Source organism: Clostridium muellerianum, assembly GCF_012926525.1.
Lineage (GTDB): Bacteria > Bacillota > Clostridia > Clostridiales > Clostridiaceae > Clostridium_AM > Clostridium_AM muellerianum.
This window is the reverse complement of record NZ_JABBNI010000058.1, coordinates 164,908-182,248: the sequence shown is the minus strand read 5'-3', so window position 1 is coordinate 182,248 and position 17,341 is coordinate 164,908. Positions and strand designations below refer to the sequence as shown.

Sequence of the window (17,341 nt, the reverse complement as noted above, 5' to 3'; positions counted from 1 at the left end):
CAAAAATATTATGCCATTATTTAATAATACTTCTAAATCTTGTACGTTATAAATAACTTCATCCTAATTCAAACCATGAAGTTTGTTATACATTTTATTGACTTGCTCCTATATTTGCTAATATTTTCTTATGGATTAATAACTTTTGATATATAATACAATTATTGTATAAAAAGAAGAAAATTTAAAATTTGTTAACTTCTTGTTATACATTAACGTTCATCATTTATAAATACACATTTTTATTAATTATGCTGTTTTTTTAGAAAATCTGCGAATCATGAATTCACTATAAATAGATCATATATTTGTATTATGCTGAAAAAACATCACATTATTCAAATTTGAACAATGTGATGTTCTAGAAAATTATTTACTTTTTCAATTGTTACTAACTATACCTTGTTGTATTTTATTTTGTTTTAACTGTAATACTCTTATCCTTCATAATTGTTAAATTGAAACCATCATATGTGCCTAACATAATATCTCTAGATTTTCCAATCTTATATACACTTACTGGCTGAGTATTATTATCATATTTATTACGAATACTCTTAGCCGCATCATCAACAGCTTCCTTCATTTCAGTGCCATCAACAGTCAAATATATTGGTGTATCCAGCACATTGCTTAAAGCTTCCTTACCATTGTATTGCTGAGCATATTTTATAACTAGGTAATCACCTTCAATAAAGTAATCTTTTACCCTTATACTTCTATCAGCATTTATATTTAATACTAATGGTTTAGCTGCTGTGGTAACATTCAGTTTTACAGCAGAAAGTTTATTTTCTTCTTGTTTACCTCTATATACTGGTATGATTGTTAAATTACTTGAGTTTTCTGTATTGATAAAACCTGTAGACCATGTACTTGAATTTCCTGAACCCTCATTTCCACTTCCATTCCACAACAAGCCGCAGCCTTTATCATCTAAAGCTATAAAATCCACAAACTGGCCTTTTTCAGCAGTCTTATTAATGTCTCCTGTTCCATTTATAGATACTGTTAGAGGCGAAACTTTAACTGTGTCTATTTTACCTTCTATACCGTTAATATCAATTTTTTTATTAACCTTATATTGAACTGTCTTTTGTACTAGCTTGCTTTTATCAACAGAGAAGCTGACTCCCCAGTTTCCTTTCTTTCCATAAAGCTCATCTATGCCTATATCTATATTCATCTTATCCTTTTTTTCATATTGGGACCAGCGAATCTTCTGAAGTACTCTAATAGTGTTATTGTCAATAACCTCCCAAGAAGGTCCAAAGTTTATATCTAATTTTTCTCCATTTACCTTGAGTGATGTAGGGATCATAAGAGCATTTGAATAGTTATTTTTAATTTCCTCATTGTTATTTTTCAAAGTAAAGCTTAGGAAAAGTTCATTATCATCTGCTATTGCATTTTCAAAGGTTATATCTATACCTTTATCAGATTTTGTCTTTCCAATAACATCAATGTAATCTTTGTAATGTTTGTTTACACTAATTAAGTTCTTATTTAATAAATCCCCAATCACCGGTATTTCATTTGCTAATGCTGGATTAACTGATATTACGGAAGAACAAATAATAAAAGTTAAAGTAGCTGCAATTACTGCCTTCTTTTTACAGCTTAATTTTTTCTTAGTTATAGTTTTTCTTAAATTAAGTTTAATTCTATCTTTATCTTCCTTACTTACACAAGCCTCTTCAAATTCTTTTTCATCTATATCAACATCATTTAGAATTTCGTAAATGTCCTTCATACTAAACTACCTCCAAATTTGATTTTATAAATTTTTTTCTAAGCTTTCGTTTTTCTCTGTATATTCGATTGTCTACAGCTGCTTTGGTTATATTCAATTTTTCAGCTATCTCTGTAGACTTGTACCCTAAAATGAACTTTAGAACAAAGATTTTTCTATAAGTCCTGAATCATTGAATTGCATCAAAATCTTGCGTACTGTACCTTTAACCAATGGAAGATGTTGGTCTACAATATAATCTAATGCTTTCTCATCACCTTTTTTTAGTTTTTCAATATAGTTTGTTTCATTTATTTTCATATTAATTCTCCCTATAAACAGGTATTTTGTAAAAGCTTTTACACTCTATATAACGTTAATAATAAAAAAATATTCTCATGCTTTCTTACATTAATATAATTTGTTTCATTATCTATTGACCTTCTTTCAATGACAACTTTTTCATGAGTAACTGGAACATCCACTGTTTTTCTGTTCTTCAACAATTTCTTTGATTAATTCAACTTCACCCTTTTGAACCACACTTTTATTTATATCAAGCTCTTCCTTATGAAGCGTAAGTCTTCCTTCATCTTTATCCTTCTTCTTATCATCATTGTCTAAAATACTGTCAAATATTTTCATGATAATTTACCTCTTACAAGAACATATTTTTGAATTGAAAAAATTTTAAATTCATAATAAATAAAAGAGGTAAGTAATATACTCACCTCTCCATAGAAAATTCACATTATATAAAAATATCCTTAAATAATATTAATTCATCCCATAACTATGTTATGCTATGAATAATTACAATAAGTCTAACTTTGAATTTTTTTCTGTAATCATTCTTATTGGCACATGGATTGCCATATAGAATATAGTTACCTAGTATATCCTTTGTAACAACACTGCCTACACCGATAACTACGTTATCCCCAATATTGACACCTCCACAAGTCACAACATTACAAGCAATCCAAACATTATTTCCAATATGAAATTGCATTTAAAACACAGTAATATCCCATTAGTGTTTATTCCCAAAGGTCTGTTCCTATCCATCCATATACATATGGTCACAACTCTTTCATAATCTTTTAATCCACAATAAGTATCTTTAAAATCAATAACAGATTTAACATCTTTAAACTCTCAATTTAACTCAGAAATTATTTAATACTTTGAACAAAATAAAGCACACTTTTACTATTTCTTAATAATGCTGTTTATAAAATCTATCATTCCATCCTCAACTTCATCCCTAATGTCACGATAGTTATGGATTTCATGTCGTTTTCCAGGATAAACTTTTGTTTTTACCTTATGTCCTGTTTCTGCAAGCCAATTAGATACAGCATAAACGCCTTCTCCATACTGACCAACTGGATCTTGATCTCCAGCCATATTATAAACAGGAATTGATGTTGGTACTTTTTCTGCCCACTGTGTTCCAACAATACTGTCCATCATTTTAACAAAATGGTACAGTGAACGTATATTAGGTGGTGTTTTAAAGTTATTGAATGGATCATTTGCATGGTCTGCTACCACATCAGGATCACCACAAATCCAGTCATTTGCTGTAGTAGAATTTTCACAGCGCTTTGTCATCCAACCTAAAAGCTTGTCTAAAGAAGCAAGATCACTCTCTTCTCCCTTACCTTCATCTATTTCTTTTTCCAAAACAGGTACAAGTTCAGCTGCATTTGGAAACACACCTGAAGTTCCGCATAAAATCAAACCATCTATTCCTTCTCCATAAGCAGCAGCATAACATCTGGCAATCATAGATCCCATACTGTGTCCATACATGAAATAAGGTAAATTAGGGTATTCTTCCTGTACAATTTTACGAAGAGTATGTTCATCTTCTACCATTGTCATATAGCCTTTATCTCCCCAATCACTCCAATTACCTGAATCATACGCTGTCTTTCCATGTCCTACATGATCATCAGCTGCCACTATAAAACCTGCCTCATTCAGCTTTAATATCATATGTAAATATCTACGTGAATGTTCTCCAAAACCATGTACAAGTTGAATAATTCCACGAGGTTTACGAATAGGAGTATAAATCCACGCTTGCACTGTATCTTTTTCATTAAATGATTTAAAACCTTTTTCTTGAAATGACATAATAACCCTCCCCAAAATATATTTATTTTCTATAAAAAAGAATAATATTGCAAACAGCATTTACACTGTATAAGCTTTACTATCTTTTTCTAAATGTATTAAAAATTACACACATATTAATTGTACCTTTTTTTGTCTACACATTCAATCGTTTACAAATATTAATCTCCAGATCTGCATCAGTTGCAAGATAAGAAAATTGAAACTGCATCGTAAAGTCTAAATTCATCACCTGGTTTTTAGTAAAAACTGGATTGTGAAATTCGTTAAATTTATTGCGCTGTTCCCAGAACAATCCATGATCACTGTTTTCAAAGAACTATTGTTACTGCTGGCAGATCCTTAGCAGGGAGAGATTTTGATAAAGCTATTGAATCATATGTGCTTTAATTTATGATGATATTACTCTACTTTATTCATATATTCCATAATTCTGTAGAAAATATAACAATTTTCAACACTACATTATTTACTTGTTAAATATCATCGTTCACACTTTCACTTCCATCAATTACATCTCACTTTTTTCATGTTGTAACTTTAAAAAAACTATTAAATATTGCATGAGATAGTATATCTCATTGTTAATTTCCACTTATATTTATATCACCATCTGAAGATAAAAGATTAATATTCTTTTCTTTTAAAGAATGATCTACATTTGAGTCAAGATTATTAGTCACCTTTCCCATATGTGATTTGGCAGACAAATTAAATTTTTCATCTTTAGGAAGCTTTAAATTTATATTTCCTAAGTTTGAATTTACAGTAATATTACCACATATATTATTTAGTGAAATTTTTATATTGCTATCATGTACATCACACTTTATATCCTTTGAACTTGAATTCACTATTTTTATTTTACTCAATTTAGACTTTATAGATAGCTTATTTTTATAAATTTTAGGTATATCAATATTTAAACTTAATCTTTCATAGCCCCCAAGGCAAACTGTACCTATTCTACTACTTGAAGTAACATTTAAAACATCATTTTCTATACCAGATTCAAAGTTATAAGCTCCAAATATAAATCCTTTTTGAGCCTTAGAAAAGCTGCATTTTATATCCTTTGAATCAGAAGCTGTAATATTAACATCAAAATCTCCCTCTAATGATATTTCCTTTAAATTTTCTATTTCTTTTGAAGTAAATATTCTTTGTGAATTCTCAGCTTTAGTTGGCGAAAAGAATAATATACCTCCTGCCACAGCTAAAATCAGTACAAAAATTAATAACACCTTTTTTATCACGATTAGTACCTCCGTATAATATGTTTTCAAGCTTTTAGTTTTATTTCGCATGCTAATTTTTCAAGCTTAATATGAGTATATACTTCTGGGATTAATGTAAAATTAATAGGAGCTTAATTTTATGATAATTTTTATTTTACAGGAATACACATTGAAGGGTTATCCTACTCATAAGCACATTCTTACAAGCTTTGGCAGCACTTTAATACCTTATCTTCCAAAACTTGACGTAAATTAATAGTGATATTAAACTACTTACTATAGAATACCATCAAATGATTCTTAGGTTTAAGTGGGATTTTTTTCAGCGGAAACTTAAAATCATGCATTCAGCAGCTTAACAATTGGATAAATCAATATTAAGGATTATAGGGGGAATTAAAAATATGAATTCAATTTTAATTGTAGATGACGACAAAGAAATTGTAGAGTTAATAAATTTCTATATGAAGAATAATGGCTATAATACCTATAAAGCATTTAATGGAAAAGAAGCATTAGAAATTTTTGAAAAACAGCAAATAGATATTGTAATACTAGATATAATGATGCCTGGCCTTGATGGAAAAGAAGTTTTAAGAAAAATTAGAGAAAAAAGTAACACTCCTATAATATTCTTATCTGCTAAAGGCGAAGATATTGATAAAATTGATGGTCTATTCCTTGGTGCAGACGATTATCTTGCCAAACCCTTTAATACTCTAGAACTTATTGCAAGAGTTAAAGCACTTTTAAGAAGAAGTACCATATTTAACAACACTAAGGAAGAAATCAACCTCACAATTATTAATAAGCACCTAAAGTTGGATGAAGAAAGCTGTAAAGTATATAAGAATGATATGGAACTTCAGCTGACCTCCTTTGAGTATAAACTTATATGCTTTTTTATGAAAAATAAAAATAAGGTTTTCACTAAAGGGCAATTATATGAAGATGTATGGGGACAATGTTATCTTGGAGATGAAAAAATTATAATGGTTTATATAAGTAAGTTAAGAGAAAAAATAGAGGACAATCCTAAAGAACCTAAGTTTATCAAGACTATAAGAGGCCTTGGTTATATATTTGAAGGTAATTAAATGATGAAGTTTAACTTTAATATTATTAAGAAAAAATTAGGTGTAAAAAACTTTCTTATAATAAATTGTTTAATAACCTTTCTAGTATTGTATGTAATTATACAATTATCCTATAAATCCTCAGCGTTTATAGTAAAAAAGCTTGTTTTCAATAATGAACAAATCAATAATATACCCATGTCTTCTTATTATAATGAAGACTTCGATAAAATAAATTTAGGTTTTCTTTCTAAAATAGGTGCTTGGGAAGAAGTCCTAAACAAAGATAAAAAAGTAATCTACATAAAGGGCGAAAAAAAAGATAATATAATGCAATACAATGATGAACAACTATTTAGATTATCTTCTGTTGGAAATTATTCATCTCAAAGTCCTTACTATGGAGAAGTGTTTTCAGTAAAAGGAAAGCATGCTGAACCCTATCTTTTTCTTTACAAAATTGATAGAAGAAAACTCTCACTTTCCTTTACCTATAAACCTAATTTATATACTAAAGCTGACATTCTTCTTTCTTTTAAGGTTTATGGAATACTATATTTAACTCAATTTCTTTATTTGTTAATAGGTTTATATATTTGCAGCCTTATAAGCTCTAAATTTATAACAAATCCTCTTAAAAACTTTATTCGCAGCATAAAAAGCTTAAAAAAACTGAATTATGGCACTAGGGCTAATATAAAAGGTTTAAAAGAACTTCAAGATGTTGAAACTGAATTTAATGAAATGGTAATAGAACTTGAAAAAGTTAAAGAAGAAAATAAAAGAATAGATGAGAGCAAAAAAAGACTTTTAGTTGATATATCTCATGATTTAAAAACACCTATAACCTCTATTCAAGGATTCTCCAAACTTTTGCTAGAAGAGAATGTAACCTTGGAGGAAAAAGAAAAATTCTTAAAGATAATACATAATAAAGCAATATACTCTACAACACTCATTGAAGATTTATTTGCACTTTCAAAACTAGAAGATTCCGAATATAGTCCTTCTTTAGTAAAGCTTAACTTTACTGAATGGCTTAGACGTCTCATTGTAGAATACTATGAAGAATTTCAAAATAAGCACTTTAACTTAGACCTCAACATAAGTGACTATCCTATTATATTTAAATTTGATGAAAAGCTTATGAAAAGAGCACTCTCCAACATTTTTAATAATGCTTTAAATCATAATGAAGATTACACAAAATTAAAGATTGCTTGTTATTTAGAAGATAATAATGTAATTTTACAAATTGGCAATAATGCACAATATATTGATAAAGAAATTAGATATACAATATTTGAACCTTTTGTGAAATCAGAAATTAGTGCTGGCGGAAGTGGCTTGGGTCTAGCTATAACAAAAAAGATTATAAAAAAACATGGTGGAGATATCAAACTTACTTCTAGTGAATCCGAAAATAATTTATTTATTATCTCTATTCCTCTTAAATTTTAGAATTTATTAATGTTAGATTAGCTTTATATTAAGGCTAATCTATTATTATTTTAAGTGAGTTTATTTGGTACCTACCCGCTCTTTGCTTCAACTTGAAAACATATATTTTAAGCCTTTAATTTAGTTATAGTCTCTTTCATAAAGTTACTTGAAGTATTAAAGCGGATAACCATCAGATAATTTTACAATTTAATTTTAGGAGGAAATATTATGCTTTCAATCAAAAATGTTTCTAAAAAATACTCAAATAATTTTACAGCTCTTTCAAATTTTAATCTGGAATTAGAAAGAGGAATAATAGGTCTTTTAGGTGCAAATGGTGCTGGAAAATCAACATTAATGAAGATGATAGCCACAGTTTCAAAGCCAACAGAAGGTGTTATTACTTGGAATGGATGTAACATTCATAAAAATGGTGATGAACTTAGACATGCTTTAGGATATTTACCTCAAAGCTTTGGAGTATTTCCTAATTTAAATGCTATTGAATTTTTAAAATACATGGCAGCTTTAAAAGGACTTAACATGAAAAAAGCAGTAAATAGAATAAATGAACTTATTGATTTACTAAATCTTAGAGACGCTGCAAATAAAAGTATTGGAAATTATTCTGGTGGTATGAAGCAAAGAATAGGCATTGCACAAGCTCTTTTAAATGATCCTAAAATTCTTATAGTAGATGAACCCACCGTAGGATTAGATCCCAATGAAAGAATGAACTTTAGAAATCTAATTAATAGTTTATCAAAAGATAAAATAATAATATTATCTACCCATATAGTGTCTGATGTAGAAGCTTCAGCTGAAAAAATAGTTCTTATTGATAAAGGTAAGCTCATGTGTTTTTGTAAAAATGAAGAACTTATAAATTCATTAGAGGGAATAGTATGGGAATGTTTAACTGAAGAAAGTCACCTTAAAGAAATAAAGGATAACTATATAACAGGAAATATAATAAGAAGAAGTGAAGGAATGGTTATAAGAATAATATCAGAATCAAAACCATTGCAAAATGCATTAAGCGTGATTCCTACCCTTGAAGATGCTTATATTTATTATACTTCAAAAAAGAGAGGTGAAAATATTGAATAGCATATATGAAATTTACTATATAGGAATATCTGATTTTTTAGATAGAACAAGAAGTAAAACTACCTTCATTATAACTCTTTTAATAATGTATATATCCTATTTATTTTTTCCACAAAATAACAGCAGTCTTTACTATACGTTAAACTATTCCTTTGGTAAATACTTCTATAGAGGTATTTATAATTCCGTATGGCTTGGCTGGGTTTCTACCATAGCCTTTATCAGTGTTGTAACTTTAATTGGATTTTACTTTGTTAGAAATTCTATAAAAAGAGAAAAAGAACTTTTAATAGGTGAAATAACAGCTTCTATAGGAACAAAATCCTGGATATTTATATTTGGAAAAGCCTTTGGTAATTTACTATTTCTTCTACTTCAAATGCTTGTAGTTATTATAATTACTATTATAATGCAATTTGTTAGAGGTGAAAGCTGCTATTTGCAGCCAATTAAACTTTTAACACCCTTTTTAATATTAGCAGTGCCAGCTTGTTTTATTACAGCAGTTATAGCAATAATCTTTGAGGTTATTCCTTTTCTAAGAAACTCCTTTGGAAATGTAGTATACTTCTTTGCCTGGTCTGGAATAATAATATACTCCATCCAAAATAGAACTTCTACTTTAGCAGATGTTTTTGGAATGAATACTGCTGCCAAAATAATATCGGAACAATTAAAGCTTAACTTTAAAGAGCTTGCTGATATAGATTCTTTTAGTCTTGGCACAAGTGGCCCGCTTCATGGAAATATTAAGACTTTTATAATGGATAATGTAAACATTAGTTTAAACATATTGTTCCAAAGATTATTTTGGATTTTTATAGGTATTCTTTTGCTTTTTTTAGTCTCCATGTTTTTTAAAAGAACTTCCCTTATTAGAACAAAAGCTTCTAAAAATATTAATAGTATTGTACAAGAAAAGAAATATACCCCTTTTAAGGGAACAATGTTAAGTGAAATTTTCGAAAACAAAACCTATTCTAACAATCTCAGTATATTGAAAAGTAATTTTAAAATTATACTTACTTCACCTAATTTATACTGGTATGCAATCTTGATTTTCTGCTCTATAGGAGTACTTTTTTCAAAAGGCGATACCTTAAATAAGTTTTTAATCCCTGTAATATGGATTCTGCCTATTTTTATATGGTCTAAATTAGGTACTGTTCAAACAGATTTTAATATGGAAAATTATCTTTTAACTTATAAAAATTACAGGAATACAGAGCCTTTAAATTTTACTGCTGCTGGAATTTTATTCACTATACTTATAAATACAGCTGTGATAATAAAGTTTTTGCTACTGCATAATTTTTTAGGAATTCTTTATATTTTAATGGGAATCTTCTTTGTAAATGCTTTAGGAATTTTTATTGGAAATTTTGCTAGAAGTCCTACTGCCTTTGAAATAATTTATATAATTTTATGGTATGTAGGTATATTAAATGGTTTAACAAGTTTAGATTTTCTTGGACTTACCACAAGGGCTGTAATGTGCCATATTCCAATTATATTTTTAGTTATTGGAACTTTTCTAATAGCATCTTCAATGATTATAAAAAATAATAGACTTAAATGTTATTAATATAAATATATAAATTTGAAGATAGAAGTGTTTATGATGAAAAAAATTAAACCTAACATTTTTTAAAGTGCTGAGTTTATGAACAACCTGAGGTAGTTACTATTGATAACTACCTCTTTTATTATTATCAAAACTTTCATTCATAATCTAATTATATTTTAAATAGGAAATGCAATTGTTAACCTTAGCCATAAAAATGGTTGACAATATCTTTATGTTCATATATACTTCAATATATGCCAAACATATTTTTTGATAGTTTATTAATTAATACATAATATTTATGTAATTTTAATTGATGTTGGGATACTTTGTTTACACTTAAGCATTTAAATGGAGGATTTTAAAATGAAAGATTTAGCAAAAGAAATTATTTCGGGCAGACGTTTAAAAAGAGGAGAAGATTTCAGTTCCTTTTTGACCACAGATATAAAGGAACTTCTTGAAGGTGCTAATATAATTCGTCAGGCACTATGTGGCAATAAGGTTGATCTTTGTACCATCATCAATGCTCGTAGTGGTAGTTGCAGTGAAAATTGTAAATTCTGTGCTCAATCTGCTCATCATCACACTGGAATTAAAGAATATAAATTTTTAGATCCCGATATAATTTTAGAGGATTGTAAAAAGAATGAATCAAATGGCATACACCGCTATTCCATTGTTACGGCTGGTAGATCCTTAACAGGAAAAGATTTTGATAAAGCTATTGAATCGTACAAAAAAATGTATAAGGAATGTGGAATTAGTCTTTGTGCTTCTCATGGTCTTCTAACTGAAGAACAATTCATTCGTTTAAAGAAGGCTGGCGTTTCAATGTATCATGAAAACATAGAAACTTCTAAACGCAACTTTCCTAATATTTGCACTACCCATACATATGAAGATAAAATTCACGAAATTATGCTGGCAAAAAAAGTTGGTCTTAGAGTTTGTTCTGGCGGTATCATTGGTATGGGTGAAACCTGGAATGACCGTATTGATATGGCTGTAAGTCTATCAGAATTACAAATAGATTCTATTCCTATTAATGCACTTATGCCTATTAAAGGGACATGTTATGAAAATTTAAAGCCTCTTGCTGAAGAAGATATTTTAAGAACTGTTGCTATATTCCGTTATATTAATCCTACTGCATATATTCGTATAGCAGCAGGCAGAAATTACTTTAAAGATGGTGGTGCTAGGATATTCCTGTCTGGTTGTAATGCTACAATCACTGGAGATATGTTAACCACTATAGGCAATGATACTATACAGGATAAAGAAATGCTAACTAGTTTAGGCTTTGATATTTCAAAATAATATTTTTATATTACTAAAATTAAAATGGAGGAAAATTATGAAAAACAAATCTAATATCTACAAAATGGCAGTTATAGGAGTTATGGCTGCAGTGATTTGCATTCTTGGACCTTTATCAATCCCTATTGGTGTGATACCAATTTCTTTCACAAACTTAGCAATCTATTTTGCACTTTACACACTTGGCATGAAAAAAGGCAGTGTCAGTTATATAATATATATGTTAATCGGTTTTGTTGGCGTTCCTGTATTCTCTGGTTTCACTGGTGGTCCATCTAAAATCTTAGGCCCAACTGGTGGATATATTATAGGATTTTTCTTTATGGCACTAATTGCAGGGTTTTTTATTGATACTTTTTTTAACAAATGGTATCTATGCTTTATAGGTATGGTAGTTGGTACTGCTGTATGTTATGCCTTCGGTACTGTATGGTTATCATATCAAGCTCATCTGTCACTAGGTTCAGCACTTGCTGCAGGCGTAATTCCGTTCATACCTGGTGACCTTATTAAGATTTTAATTGCTACTTTAATAGGTCCTCAAATTCGTAAGCCATTAATTAAAGCTAATTTATTCCAAGCTTAATTAACTTAATCTATGATTATAATCCACAAGAATGTTTTTATAAATAAACTCATAAACACAGGAAGGAGACGCCTATGTATTTAAGCATCTCCTTCTTTATCATGACTAAAGCTCTTCAACTAAACAAATGTAATTATAATTATCATTAACATTTGTTAAGTATTAATCTAATCTTCTATTTCAACATATATTCTTTTATTATTTTTCCCCTTACTTTTAAAGTCCACTATTTTTATTTTCCCAACTTCAGCAGTATTCTTTACATGAGTTCCTCCATCTGCTTGAAGATCCAGTCCTTCAATTTCAACTGTTCTTATTTCTTTAATTCCTTCTGGTAAAAGATTTATTTTCGTTCTTATTAAATCAGGAATTTTAAAAGCCTCTTCCCTTTCTAAAATATTTACTTTAATGTTTCTTTTGCACTTTATTTCTTCATTAACCTTTTTTTCTATTTCTTCTATTAATTCTTTGTCAAAGTTTTCAAATTCAAAGTCCATTCTCCCCTTTAAACAGTCCATATCTCCACCGGTTACTTGAGCTTTATAGTCCCTCCATACAACACCACATAAAATATGCATAGCTGTATGAGTTCTCATCATTTTATATCTATGTTCCCAATCTATTTTTCCCACACATACTTCATTAACTTTAGGAAGTTTTCCATCAATATAGTGGTATACATCACTTCCCTTTTTCTTAACCTTATTAACAACATACTTATCTGCAGCTGTTTCCAACACTCCAAAATCACATGGTTGGCCACCCCCACCAATATAGAATGCTGTTTTATCCAAAATAACAGCATTTTCAGACTCATCTACCCCAATAACTTTACAATCAAACTCCTTTAAATAGCTGTCTTTTTGAAATATTAATTCACTCATTTTTCATTCCTCCAAAAATTTATTTAAAACCATTAAATAATAGCCCAACACTTTTAAATCCAGCCCTTATTTTACCAATATTTTTCTTTAATTAAATTGGATAAAAATTTACAACCGTGGCTTTAAGAGTATTCTTTCCACAACTTCTATAAACATGAGGTTCTTCCGATAGAAAACAGATAGAATCCTCTTCTTTCAATAAATAATCCTTATCATTTGTTGATAATACAAGTTCACCTTGAAGAATATTTATGTACTCCTGAGACTTTTGCGAATGACCAATAGATGTATACGATGTACCTGAATCCAATTCAAGTAAAAACAATTCAAAATTTCTATGTGGTGTGCTTCCATAATAACAATAAACACGATAACTTCCGTCTTCACTAGCTTGGTATTCAGCGTCTGACTTTTTTACCACAGAAGTTTGATCTTCATGTTTATCAATAAGCATAGTATATGGAACATTTAGCCCCTTTGCAATTTTCCAAATAGTATTAATTGTTGGATTGCTATCTCCCTTTTCAATTTGAGAAATCATTACTTTACTTACTTCAGATAACTCCGCCAATTGCCCAAAACTTAAATTTCTTTCTAATCTTAATCGCTTAAGATTTTCTCCAATTATTGTATTTAGATTCATATATGAAACCTCCATTAGTAAATAAGTATTAAAATGCATTCAAATTTTGTTAATTATATCTTATATCTGTTAGTTATATTTTACGATCGTTAAATATATTATACATATTGTAAACTATAATTTCAAATTTTATTTTAAAAATATTTATTATTTAGCATCTAAAACTATATATTATCCCCATCTTTTTCACCAAGGTATTGTAGCATACTACTCATTACGCCTCTTATACATATCAATTTTGTATCCATGTTATCAAATGTAGAATAAGAAATCTACTAAAAGTCTACAATAGACTTTTAGTAGATTTCTTATTTTATAAATCAATTATTAGCTTCAAATAAACTTTACTTATACTGATATTTTTTTCCAGATCAAAGCTCATAAAATTTTCACTTCGTAACAATATTATTGCAGAAACAAGTAAAAAATAGATTATTATAAGTATTTAGTATTAAAACATAGCTTTACTTCCATGTTTTAATACTATTCTCCATAACCTTTTCCATTAACTTTTGAAAAACATCACATTCTATATCACTTAAATTTTCTGTTATTCTATGATGCCACTGATCTTTTATTTCCAATATTTTAGGATATACATCAATTGCCTTACCTGTAGGGAAAATATTAAACGCACGTCTATCATTTAAATTTGTAGCTTTAGTAATAAATCCATTTGCTTCAAGCTGAGATAAAACCTTTGCTACAGTACTCTTATCTATAATCAATTGTTGAGATAATTCATCCTGGGTATATCCCGGATTCTTACAAATGCAAACTATATACATAAACTGTCCACTGGTAACTCCCAGTTTTTCAAGATGTTCTGTATAAAATATTTGCGAACGTCTATGTGCTACAGAAATATATTTTGATAAATCCTTCATAAATAATCCTCCAACTTAAGTTTCATATGCAACCTTAATTTTAAAGTAAATATACTATACTGTCAATCAATTCTAATCAAAACATAAATAACATAAAATAAAAGCCAACTTCATCTAATGCTTATTAATCAGATGCCATATGAAAATACAAACTTAAAAAGTAGAAATATCAAAATACTAATCATTTAATAACTAAAAGTAAATATTGACACCGTATTTATAAATCATTATAATAATAGTTGCATATGAAACTATTGCTATAAACAAGAACTATTTTTTAAGGAGGTGCTACTAATGTGCAAATACAAAATAATTTTAAGATATTTTATATTTATTCTGGGTTTATTTTTTATGGGTTTAGGAATAAGCCTAACCTCAAAATCAGGTTTAGGAACAACCCCTATTAATAGTCTGCCCTATGTACTTTCTATGATATTCCCGCTTACTGTTGGGCAATTCACCTTTTTATTGAGTATTGTATTTTTTCTTGTGGAAATAATTGTTTTAAGAAAAGATTTTCCCAAAGAACAATACCTTCAATTATTTGTAGGTCCATTCTTTGGTTTCTTCGTTGATTTAGGAATGAACATTTTTGCCTCTGTAAATCCTAATATTTATTTAATAAAAATGCTTGTTTTACTTTTGGGATGTTCACTCTTAGCTTTAGGAGTATATTTACAGGTTGTTGCTAATGTAATTATAAATCCTGGAGAAGGTGTTGTAAAAGCTATTTCTAATAAATTAGCAAAAAAATTTGGAAATGTAAAAATTATATTTGATTCCACTTTATGTATAATTGCAATAATAATTTCACTTTTCACTTTTGGAAATATAAAAGGAGTGCGCGAAGGAACAGTAATTTGTGCTATACTTGTAGGAAATATCACAAAAATATATAGTGCTGTTTTTCAATATTTTAAATCTAGAAATACTATATGTATAAATCAAGATTCTGAAAGCAATCAGAGTGTATAACCTAATTGCTTTTAGTTCCTCTCAATTTATTGTTGTTCAATATCAATTAAAATACTCTCCACTTTTTTAGTATAAATCTGAGTTTGCCTTTATCTTTTCTTTATATTGTTCACCCCATGCCCACATGGAATCAAGTATAGGCTTTAGACTAACCCCGTATTCTGTAAGTGAGTATTCAACTCTTGGTGGGATTTCAGCATAAGCCTTTCGACTAACTAATCCATCCTCCTCCATCTCTCTTAACTGCTGAGTTAACATCTTTTGACTTATTGTACCTATTGATTTCTTTAATTCACCAAAACGTTTAGTACCTTCCATAAGATCTCTTAATATTAACACCTTCCACTTTTCACCAATGAGTAAAAGAGTAGTTTCAACAGGACAAGCAGGTAATTCTTTTTTCATAAAATTTCACCTCCTTTTTTTATATTAGGCATCTGTATTTACTATCTACTACTAATAACTTATGCTTCAAAGCCTTGTAATAACTAAATAGTTACCTATAGGTACTTATATTACTTAAAAGTGCTTACTTGCAAAAGCATACTATGGAATATATTATATAATTGTAACCGGCAAAAATCAATAAATTTAAAATTATTAACGTTAATGAAAGTAATTTCTATATAAATAACTGAAATATAATGAGGAGATATTAAATATGAATGAAGTAGTAAAGTTTTTAAGTGAAAATCCAGTACAGTATCTTGCAACAGTGGGCCGTGATGGAAAGGCAAAATGTCGTCCTTTCATGTTTTGTCTTGAAAAGGATGGTAAGCTGTGGTTCTGCACTAATAATACTAAAGATGTTTATAAAGACATGAAGGAAAACCCTTACATTGAAATTTCTGTTTCTAGTCCTTCGTATGCATGGATTCGTCTAAATGGTAAGGCTGTGTTTGAAAACAATATGTCTGCAAAAGAAGCATGCATGAACAATCCTATTGTAAAAAGTCAGTATCAAACTGCTGATAATCCAATATTTGAAGTATTCTATCTTACAGGTACAAAAGCTGTTATAGCTGATTTCTCAGGAAATCCGCCTGCAGAATATACTCTTTAATTTAAGAAATTACATTATATCATAGCTATGATATAATGTAATTTCTTAAATTCTAATGATTAGTGTAACTCTCATAATGCTTAATTACTGCAAATAAGTGCTATTTGTATTAATTAAGTATTATATAAAGAATAATAGAAGAATCTGCCCTCAGCAGTGTGTAGATAAAGGCTTACCTTATTTTATAAAACAAGCAAACTGCTTACATTGTGGTCTTTGCTTAGAAAATTGCCCTGTAAAGGCTATTAAATATGCAAAATAATGAAAGGATTTTGCTATGAAAAAAGGGAGAATTACTTGCTCCACAAGGTGATTACGGCCTTTTTCAATGTGATAAACCCTGCTGTGATGAACTTTATGATAACAAGGTGTTTATTGATAAAATGATCTCTAATATGAATAATGATGAATTTTTAGTACAAGAATTCGATATTCCCTGCTGTCCTAAATGCGGTTCATATCTATCAAAAAACCTTTGTGTAGATGATACTTTTGTTGAATCATCACATATGAAAAAGCAAAAGGATTATATAGATTTTATTAATATCAAGCTACAAGCCTTTTGAAATAATGCTATACACAATGCACTAAGAAGAAGCATTAAGCTGTATGAAGACTGATATATGTTGTGCAGGAATACAGCTTAACGTTTCTTCGGTTACTTGTGTC

19 protein-coding genes and 1 pseudogene are annotated in these 17,341 nt (G+C 28.8%); 10 read left to right on the top strand and 10 right to left on the bottom strand.

What is annotated here, in order from left to right:
- Window positions 1–412 precede the first annotated feature (412 nt).
- From HBE96_RS20380 to HBE96_RS20355, 6 genes and pseudogenes are all read right to left on the bottom strand, one after another.
- Entirely contained in the window at window positions 413–1,753 is a 1,341-nt protein-coding gene (locus tag HBE96_RS20380) for a DUF4179 domain-containing protein (protein ID WP_169299538.1), read from the bottom strand.
- A gap of 138 nt (window positions 1,754–1,891) precedes the next feature.
- A complete protein-coding gene (locus tag HBE96_RS26505; protein WP_243187014.1) occupies window positions 1,892–2,053 on the bottom strand; it encodes a hypothetical protein in 162 nt (53 codons plus the stop codon).
- A 68-nt stretch (window positions 2,054–2,121) separates the two neighbouring features.
- Window positions 2,122–2,377: pseudogene (locus tag HBE96_RS26500) on the bottom strand (YsnF/AvaK domain-containing protein); the annotation flags it as partial.
- Window positions 2,378–2,525: 148 nt separating this feature from the next.
- Window positions 2,526–2,744, bottom strand: coding sequence for an LbetaH domain-containing protein (locus tag HBE96_RS20365; RefSeq protein WP_206155013.1), 219 nt, complete (start codon window positions 2,742–2,744; stop codon window positions 2,526–2,528).
- A gap of 200 nt (window positions 2,745–2,944) precedes the next feature.
- Entirely contained in the window at window positions 2,945–3,877 is a 933-nt protein-coding gene (locus HBE96_RS20360; protein ID WP_169299537.1) for an alpha/beta fold hydrolase, read from the bottom strand.
- Between the two features lie 584 nt (window positions 3,878–4,461).
- Window positions 4,462–5,133 (bottom strand): DUF4097 family beta strand repeat-containing protein, encoded by a 672-nt coding sequence (locus HBE96_RS20355; protein WP_169299536.1) that lies wholly within the window; start codon window positions 5,131–5,133, stop codon window positions 4,462–4,464.
- Window positions 5,134–5,519: 386 nt separating this feature from the next.
- Here HBE96_RS20355 and HBE96_RS20350 point away from each other — a divergent pair, with 386 nt between their 5' ends.
- From HBE96_RS20350 to HBE96_RS20325, 6 genes are all read left to right on the top strand, one after another.
- A complete protein-coding gene (locus HBE96_RS20350; RefSeq protein ID WP_169299535.1) occupies window positions 5,520–6,212 on the top strand; it encodes a response regulator transcription factor in 693 nt (230 codons plus the stop codon).
- The gene (locus HBE96_RS20345; RefSeq protein WP_169299534.1) at window positions 6,213–7,652 is read left to right on the top strand and encodes a HAMP domain-containing sensor histidine kinase; all 1,440 of its coding nucleotides are present in this window, start codon (window positions 6,213–6,215) and stop codon (window positions 7,650–7,652) included.
- Between the two features lie 210 nt (window positions 7,653–7,862).
- The gene (locus tag HBE96_RS20340) at window positions 7,863–8,744 is read left to right on the top strand and encodes an ABC transporter ATP-binding protein (RefSeq protein ID WP_206155012.1); all 882 of its coding nucleotides are present in this window, start codon (window positions 7,863–7,865) and stop codon (window positions 8,742–8,744) included.
- Window positions 8,737–10,329: a hypothetical protein gene (locus tag HBE96_RS20335; protein ID WP_169299533.1), complete on the top strand. Its 1,593-nt coding sequence runs from the start codon at window positions 8,737–8,739 to the stop codon at window positions 10,327–10,329. Before HBE96_RS20340 ends, HBE96_RS20335 begins: the two co-directional genes overlap by 8 nt.
- 348 nt (window positions 10,330–10,677) lie before the next feature.
- Window positions 10,678–11,634 (top strand): biotin synthase BioB, encoded by a 957-nt coding sequence (gene bioB, locus HBE96_RS20330; RefSeq protein WP_169299532.1) that lies wholly within the window; start codon window positions 10,678–10,680, stop codon window positions 11,632–11,634.
- Between the two features lie 37 nt (window positions 11,635–11,671).
- Window positions 11,672–12,220, top strand: coding sequence for a biotin transporter BioY (locus tag HBE96_RS20325; RefSeq protein WP_169299531.1), 549 nt, complete (start codon window positions 11,672–11,674; stop codon window positions 12,218–12,220).
- A gap of 167 nt (window positions 12,221–12,387) precedes the next feature.
- On the opposite strand, the gene HBE96_RS20320 is transcribed toward HBE96_RS20325, so the two are convergent.
- The 3 genes from HBE96_RS20320 to HBE96_RS20310 all read right to left on the bottom strand — a co-directional run bounded on the left by HBE96_RS20320 (window position 12,388) and on the right by HBE96_RS20310 (window position 14,634).
- Entirely contained in the window at window positions 12,388–13,104 is a 717-nt protein-coding gene (locus HBE96_RS20320; RefSeq protein ID WP_169299530.1) for an alanyl-tRNA editing protein, read from the bottom strand.
- A 91-nt stretch (window positions 13,105–13,195) separates the two neighbouring features.
- A complete protein-coding gene (locus tag HBE96_RS20315) occupies window positions 13,196–13,747 on the bottom strand; it encodes a helix-turn-helix domain-containing protein (protein ID WP_169299529.1) in 552 nt (183 codons plus the stop codon).
- Between the two features lie 464 nt (window positions 13,748–14,211).
- The gene (locus tag HBE96_RS20310) at window positions 14,212–14,634 is read right to left on the bottom strand and encodes a MarR family winged helix-turn-helix transcriptional regulator (protein ID WP_169299528.1); all 423 of its coding nucleotides are present in this window, start codon (window positions 14,632–14,634) and stop codon (window positions 14,212–14,214) included.
- Between the two features lie 294 nt (window positions 14,635–14,928).
- On the opposite strand from HBE96_RS20310, the gene HBE96_RS20305 reads away from it, so the two are divergent.
- Complete coding sequence (locus HBE96_RS20305; RefSeq protein ID WP_169299527.1) at window positions 14,929–15,609, top strand: YczE/YyaS/YitT family protein; 681 nt, start codon at window positions 14,929–14,931, stop codon at window positions 15,607–15,609.
- A 66-nt stretch (window positions 15,610–15,675) separates the two neighbouring features.
- Here HBE96_RS20305 and HBE96_RS20300 read toward each other — a convergent pair whose 3' ends face one another.
- Window positions 15,676–16,014, bottom strand: a complete 339-nt coding sequence (locus tag HBE96_RS20300; protein WP_169299526.1) for a winged helix-turn-helix transcriptional regulator — start codon at window positions 16,012–16,014, stop codon at window positions 15,676–15,678.
- 256 nt (window positions 16,015–16,270) lie between these two features.
- Here HBE96_RS20300 and HBE96_RS20295 point away from each other — a divergent pair, with 256 nt between their 5' ends.
- From HBE96_RS20295 to HBE96_RS20285, 3 genes are all read left to right on the top strand, one after another.
- Window positions 16,271–16,672, top strand: a complete 402-nt coding sequence (locus HBE96_RS20295; protein WP_169299525.1) for a pyridoxamine 5'-phosphate oxidase family protein — start codon at window positions 16,271–16,273, stop codon at window positions 16,670–16,672.
- 97 nt (window positions 16,673–16,769) lie between these two features.
- Window positions 16,770–16,934, top strand: coding sequence for a 4Fe-4S binding protein (locus tag HBE96_RS20290; protein ID WP_169299524.1), 165 nt, complete (start codon window positions 16,770–16,772; stop codon window positions 16,932–16,934).
- 121 nt (window positions 16,935–17,055) lie between these two features.
- The gene (locus HBE96_RS20285; protein WP_169299523.1) at window positions 17,056–17,238 is read left to right on the top strand and encodes a hypothetical protein; all 183 of its coding nucleotides are present in this window, start codon (window positions 17,056–17,058) and stop codon (window positions 17,236–17,238) included.
- The last annotated feature ends 103 nt before the right edge of the window (window positions 17,239–17,341 follow it).

Coding starts and splice junctions, on each gene's coding strand:
- HBE96_RS20345 (WP_169299534.1), top strand. CDS start 6,213: ATGATGAAGTTTAACTTTAATATTATTAAGAAAAAATTAGGTGTAAAA.
- HBE96_RS20300 (WP_169299526.1), bottom strand. CDS start 16,014: ATGAAAAAAGAATTACCTGCTTGTCCTGTTGAAACTACTCTTTTACTC.
- HBE96_RS26505 (WP_243187014.1), bottom strand. CDS start 2,053: ATGAAAATAAATGAAACAAACTATATTGAAAAACTAAAAAAAGGTGAT.
- HBE96_RS20350 (WP_169299535.1), top strand. CDS start 5,520: ATGAATTCAATTTTAATTGTAGATGACGACAAAGAAATTGTAGAGTTA.
- HBE96_RS20320 (WP_169299530.1), bottom strand. CDS start 13,104: ATGAGTGAATTAATATTTCAAAAAGACAGCTATTTAAAGGAGTTTGAT.
- HBE96_RS20340 (WP_206155012.1), top strand. CDS start 7,863: ATGCTTTCAATCAAAAATGTTTCTAAAAAATACTCAAATAATTTTACA.
- HBE96_RS20360 (WP_169299537.1), bottom strand. CDS start 3,877: ATGTCATTTCAAGAAAAAGGTTTTAAATCATTTAATGAAAAAGATACA.
- HBE96_RS20310 (WP_169299528.1), bottom strand. CDS start 14,634: ATGAAGGATTTATCAAAATATATTTCTGTAGCACATAGACGTTCGCAA.
- HBE96_RS20295 (WP_169299525.1), top strand. CDS start 16,271: ATGAATGAAGTAGTAAAGTTTTTAAGTGAAAATCCAGTACAGTATCTT.
- HBE96_RS20315 (WP_169299529.1), bottom strand. CDS start 13,747: ATGAATCTAAATACAATAATTGGAGAAAATCTTAAGCGATTAAGATTA.
- bioB (WP_169299532.1), top strand. CDS start 10,678: ATGAAAGATTTAGCAAAAGAAATTATTTCGGGCAGACGTTTAAAAAGA.
- HBE96_RS20305 (WP_169299527.1), top strand. CDS start 14,929: ATGTGCAAATACAAAATAATTTTAAGATATTTTATATTTATTCTGGGT.
- HBE96_RS20380 (WP_169299538.1), bottom strand. CDS start 1,753: ATGAAGGACATTTACGAAATTCTAAATGATGTTGATATAGATGAAAAA.
- HBE96_RS20325 (WP_169299531.1), top strand. CDS start 11,672: ATGAAAAACAAATCTAATATCTACAAAATGGCAGTTATAGGAGTTATG.
- HBE96_RS20285 (WP_169299523.1), top strand. CDS start 17,056: ATGATCTCTAATATGAATAATGATGAATTTTTAGTACAAGAATTCGAT.
- HBE96_RS20365 (WP_206155013.1), bottom strand. CDS start 2,744: ATGCAATTTCATATTGGAAATAATGTTTGGATTGCTTGTAATGTTGTG.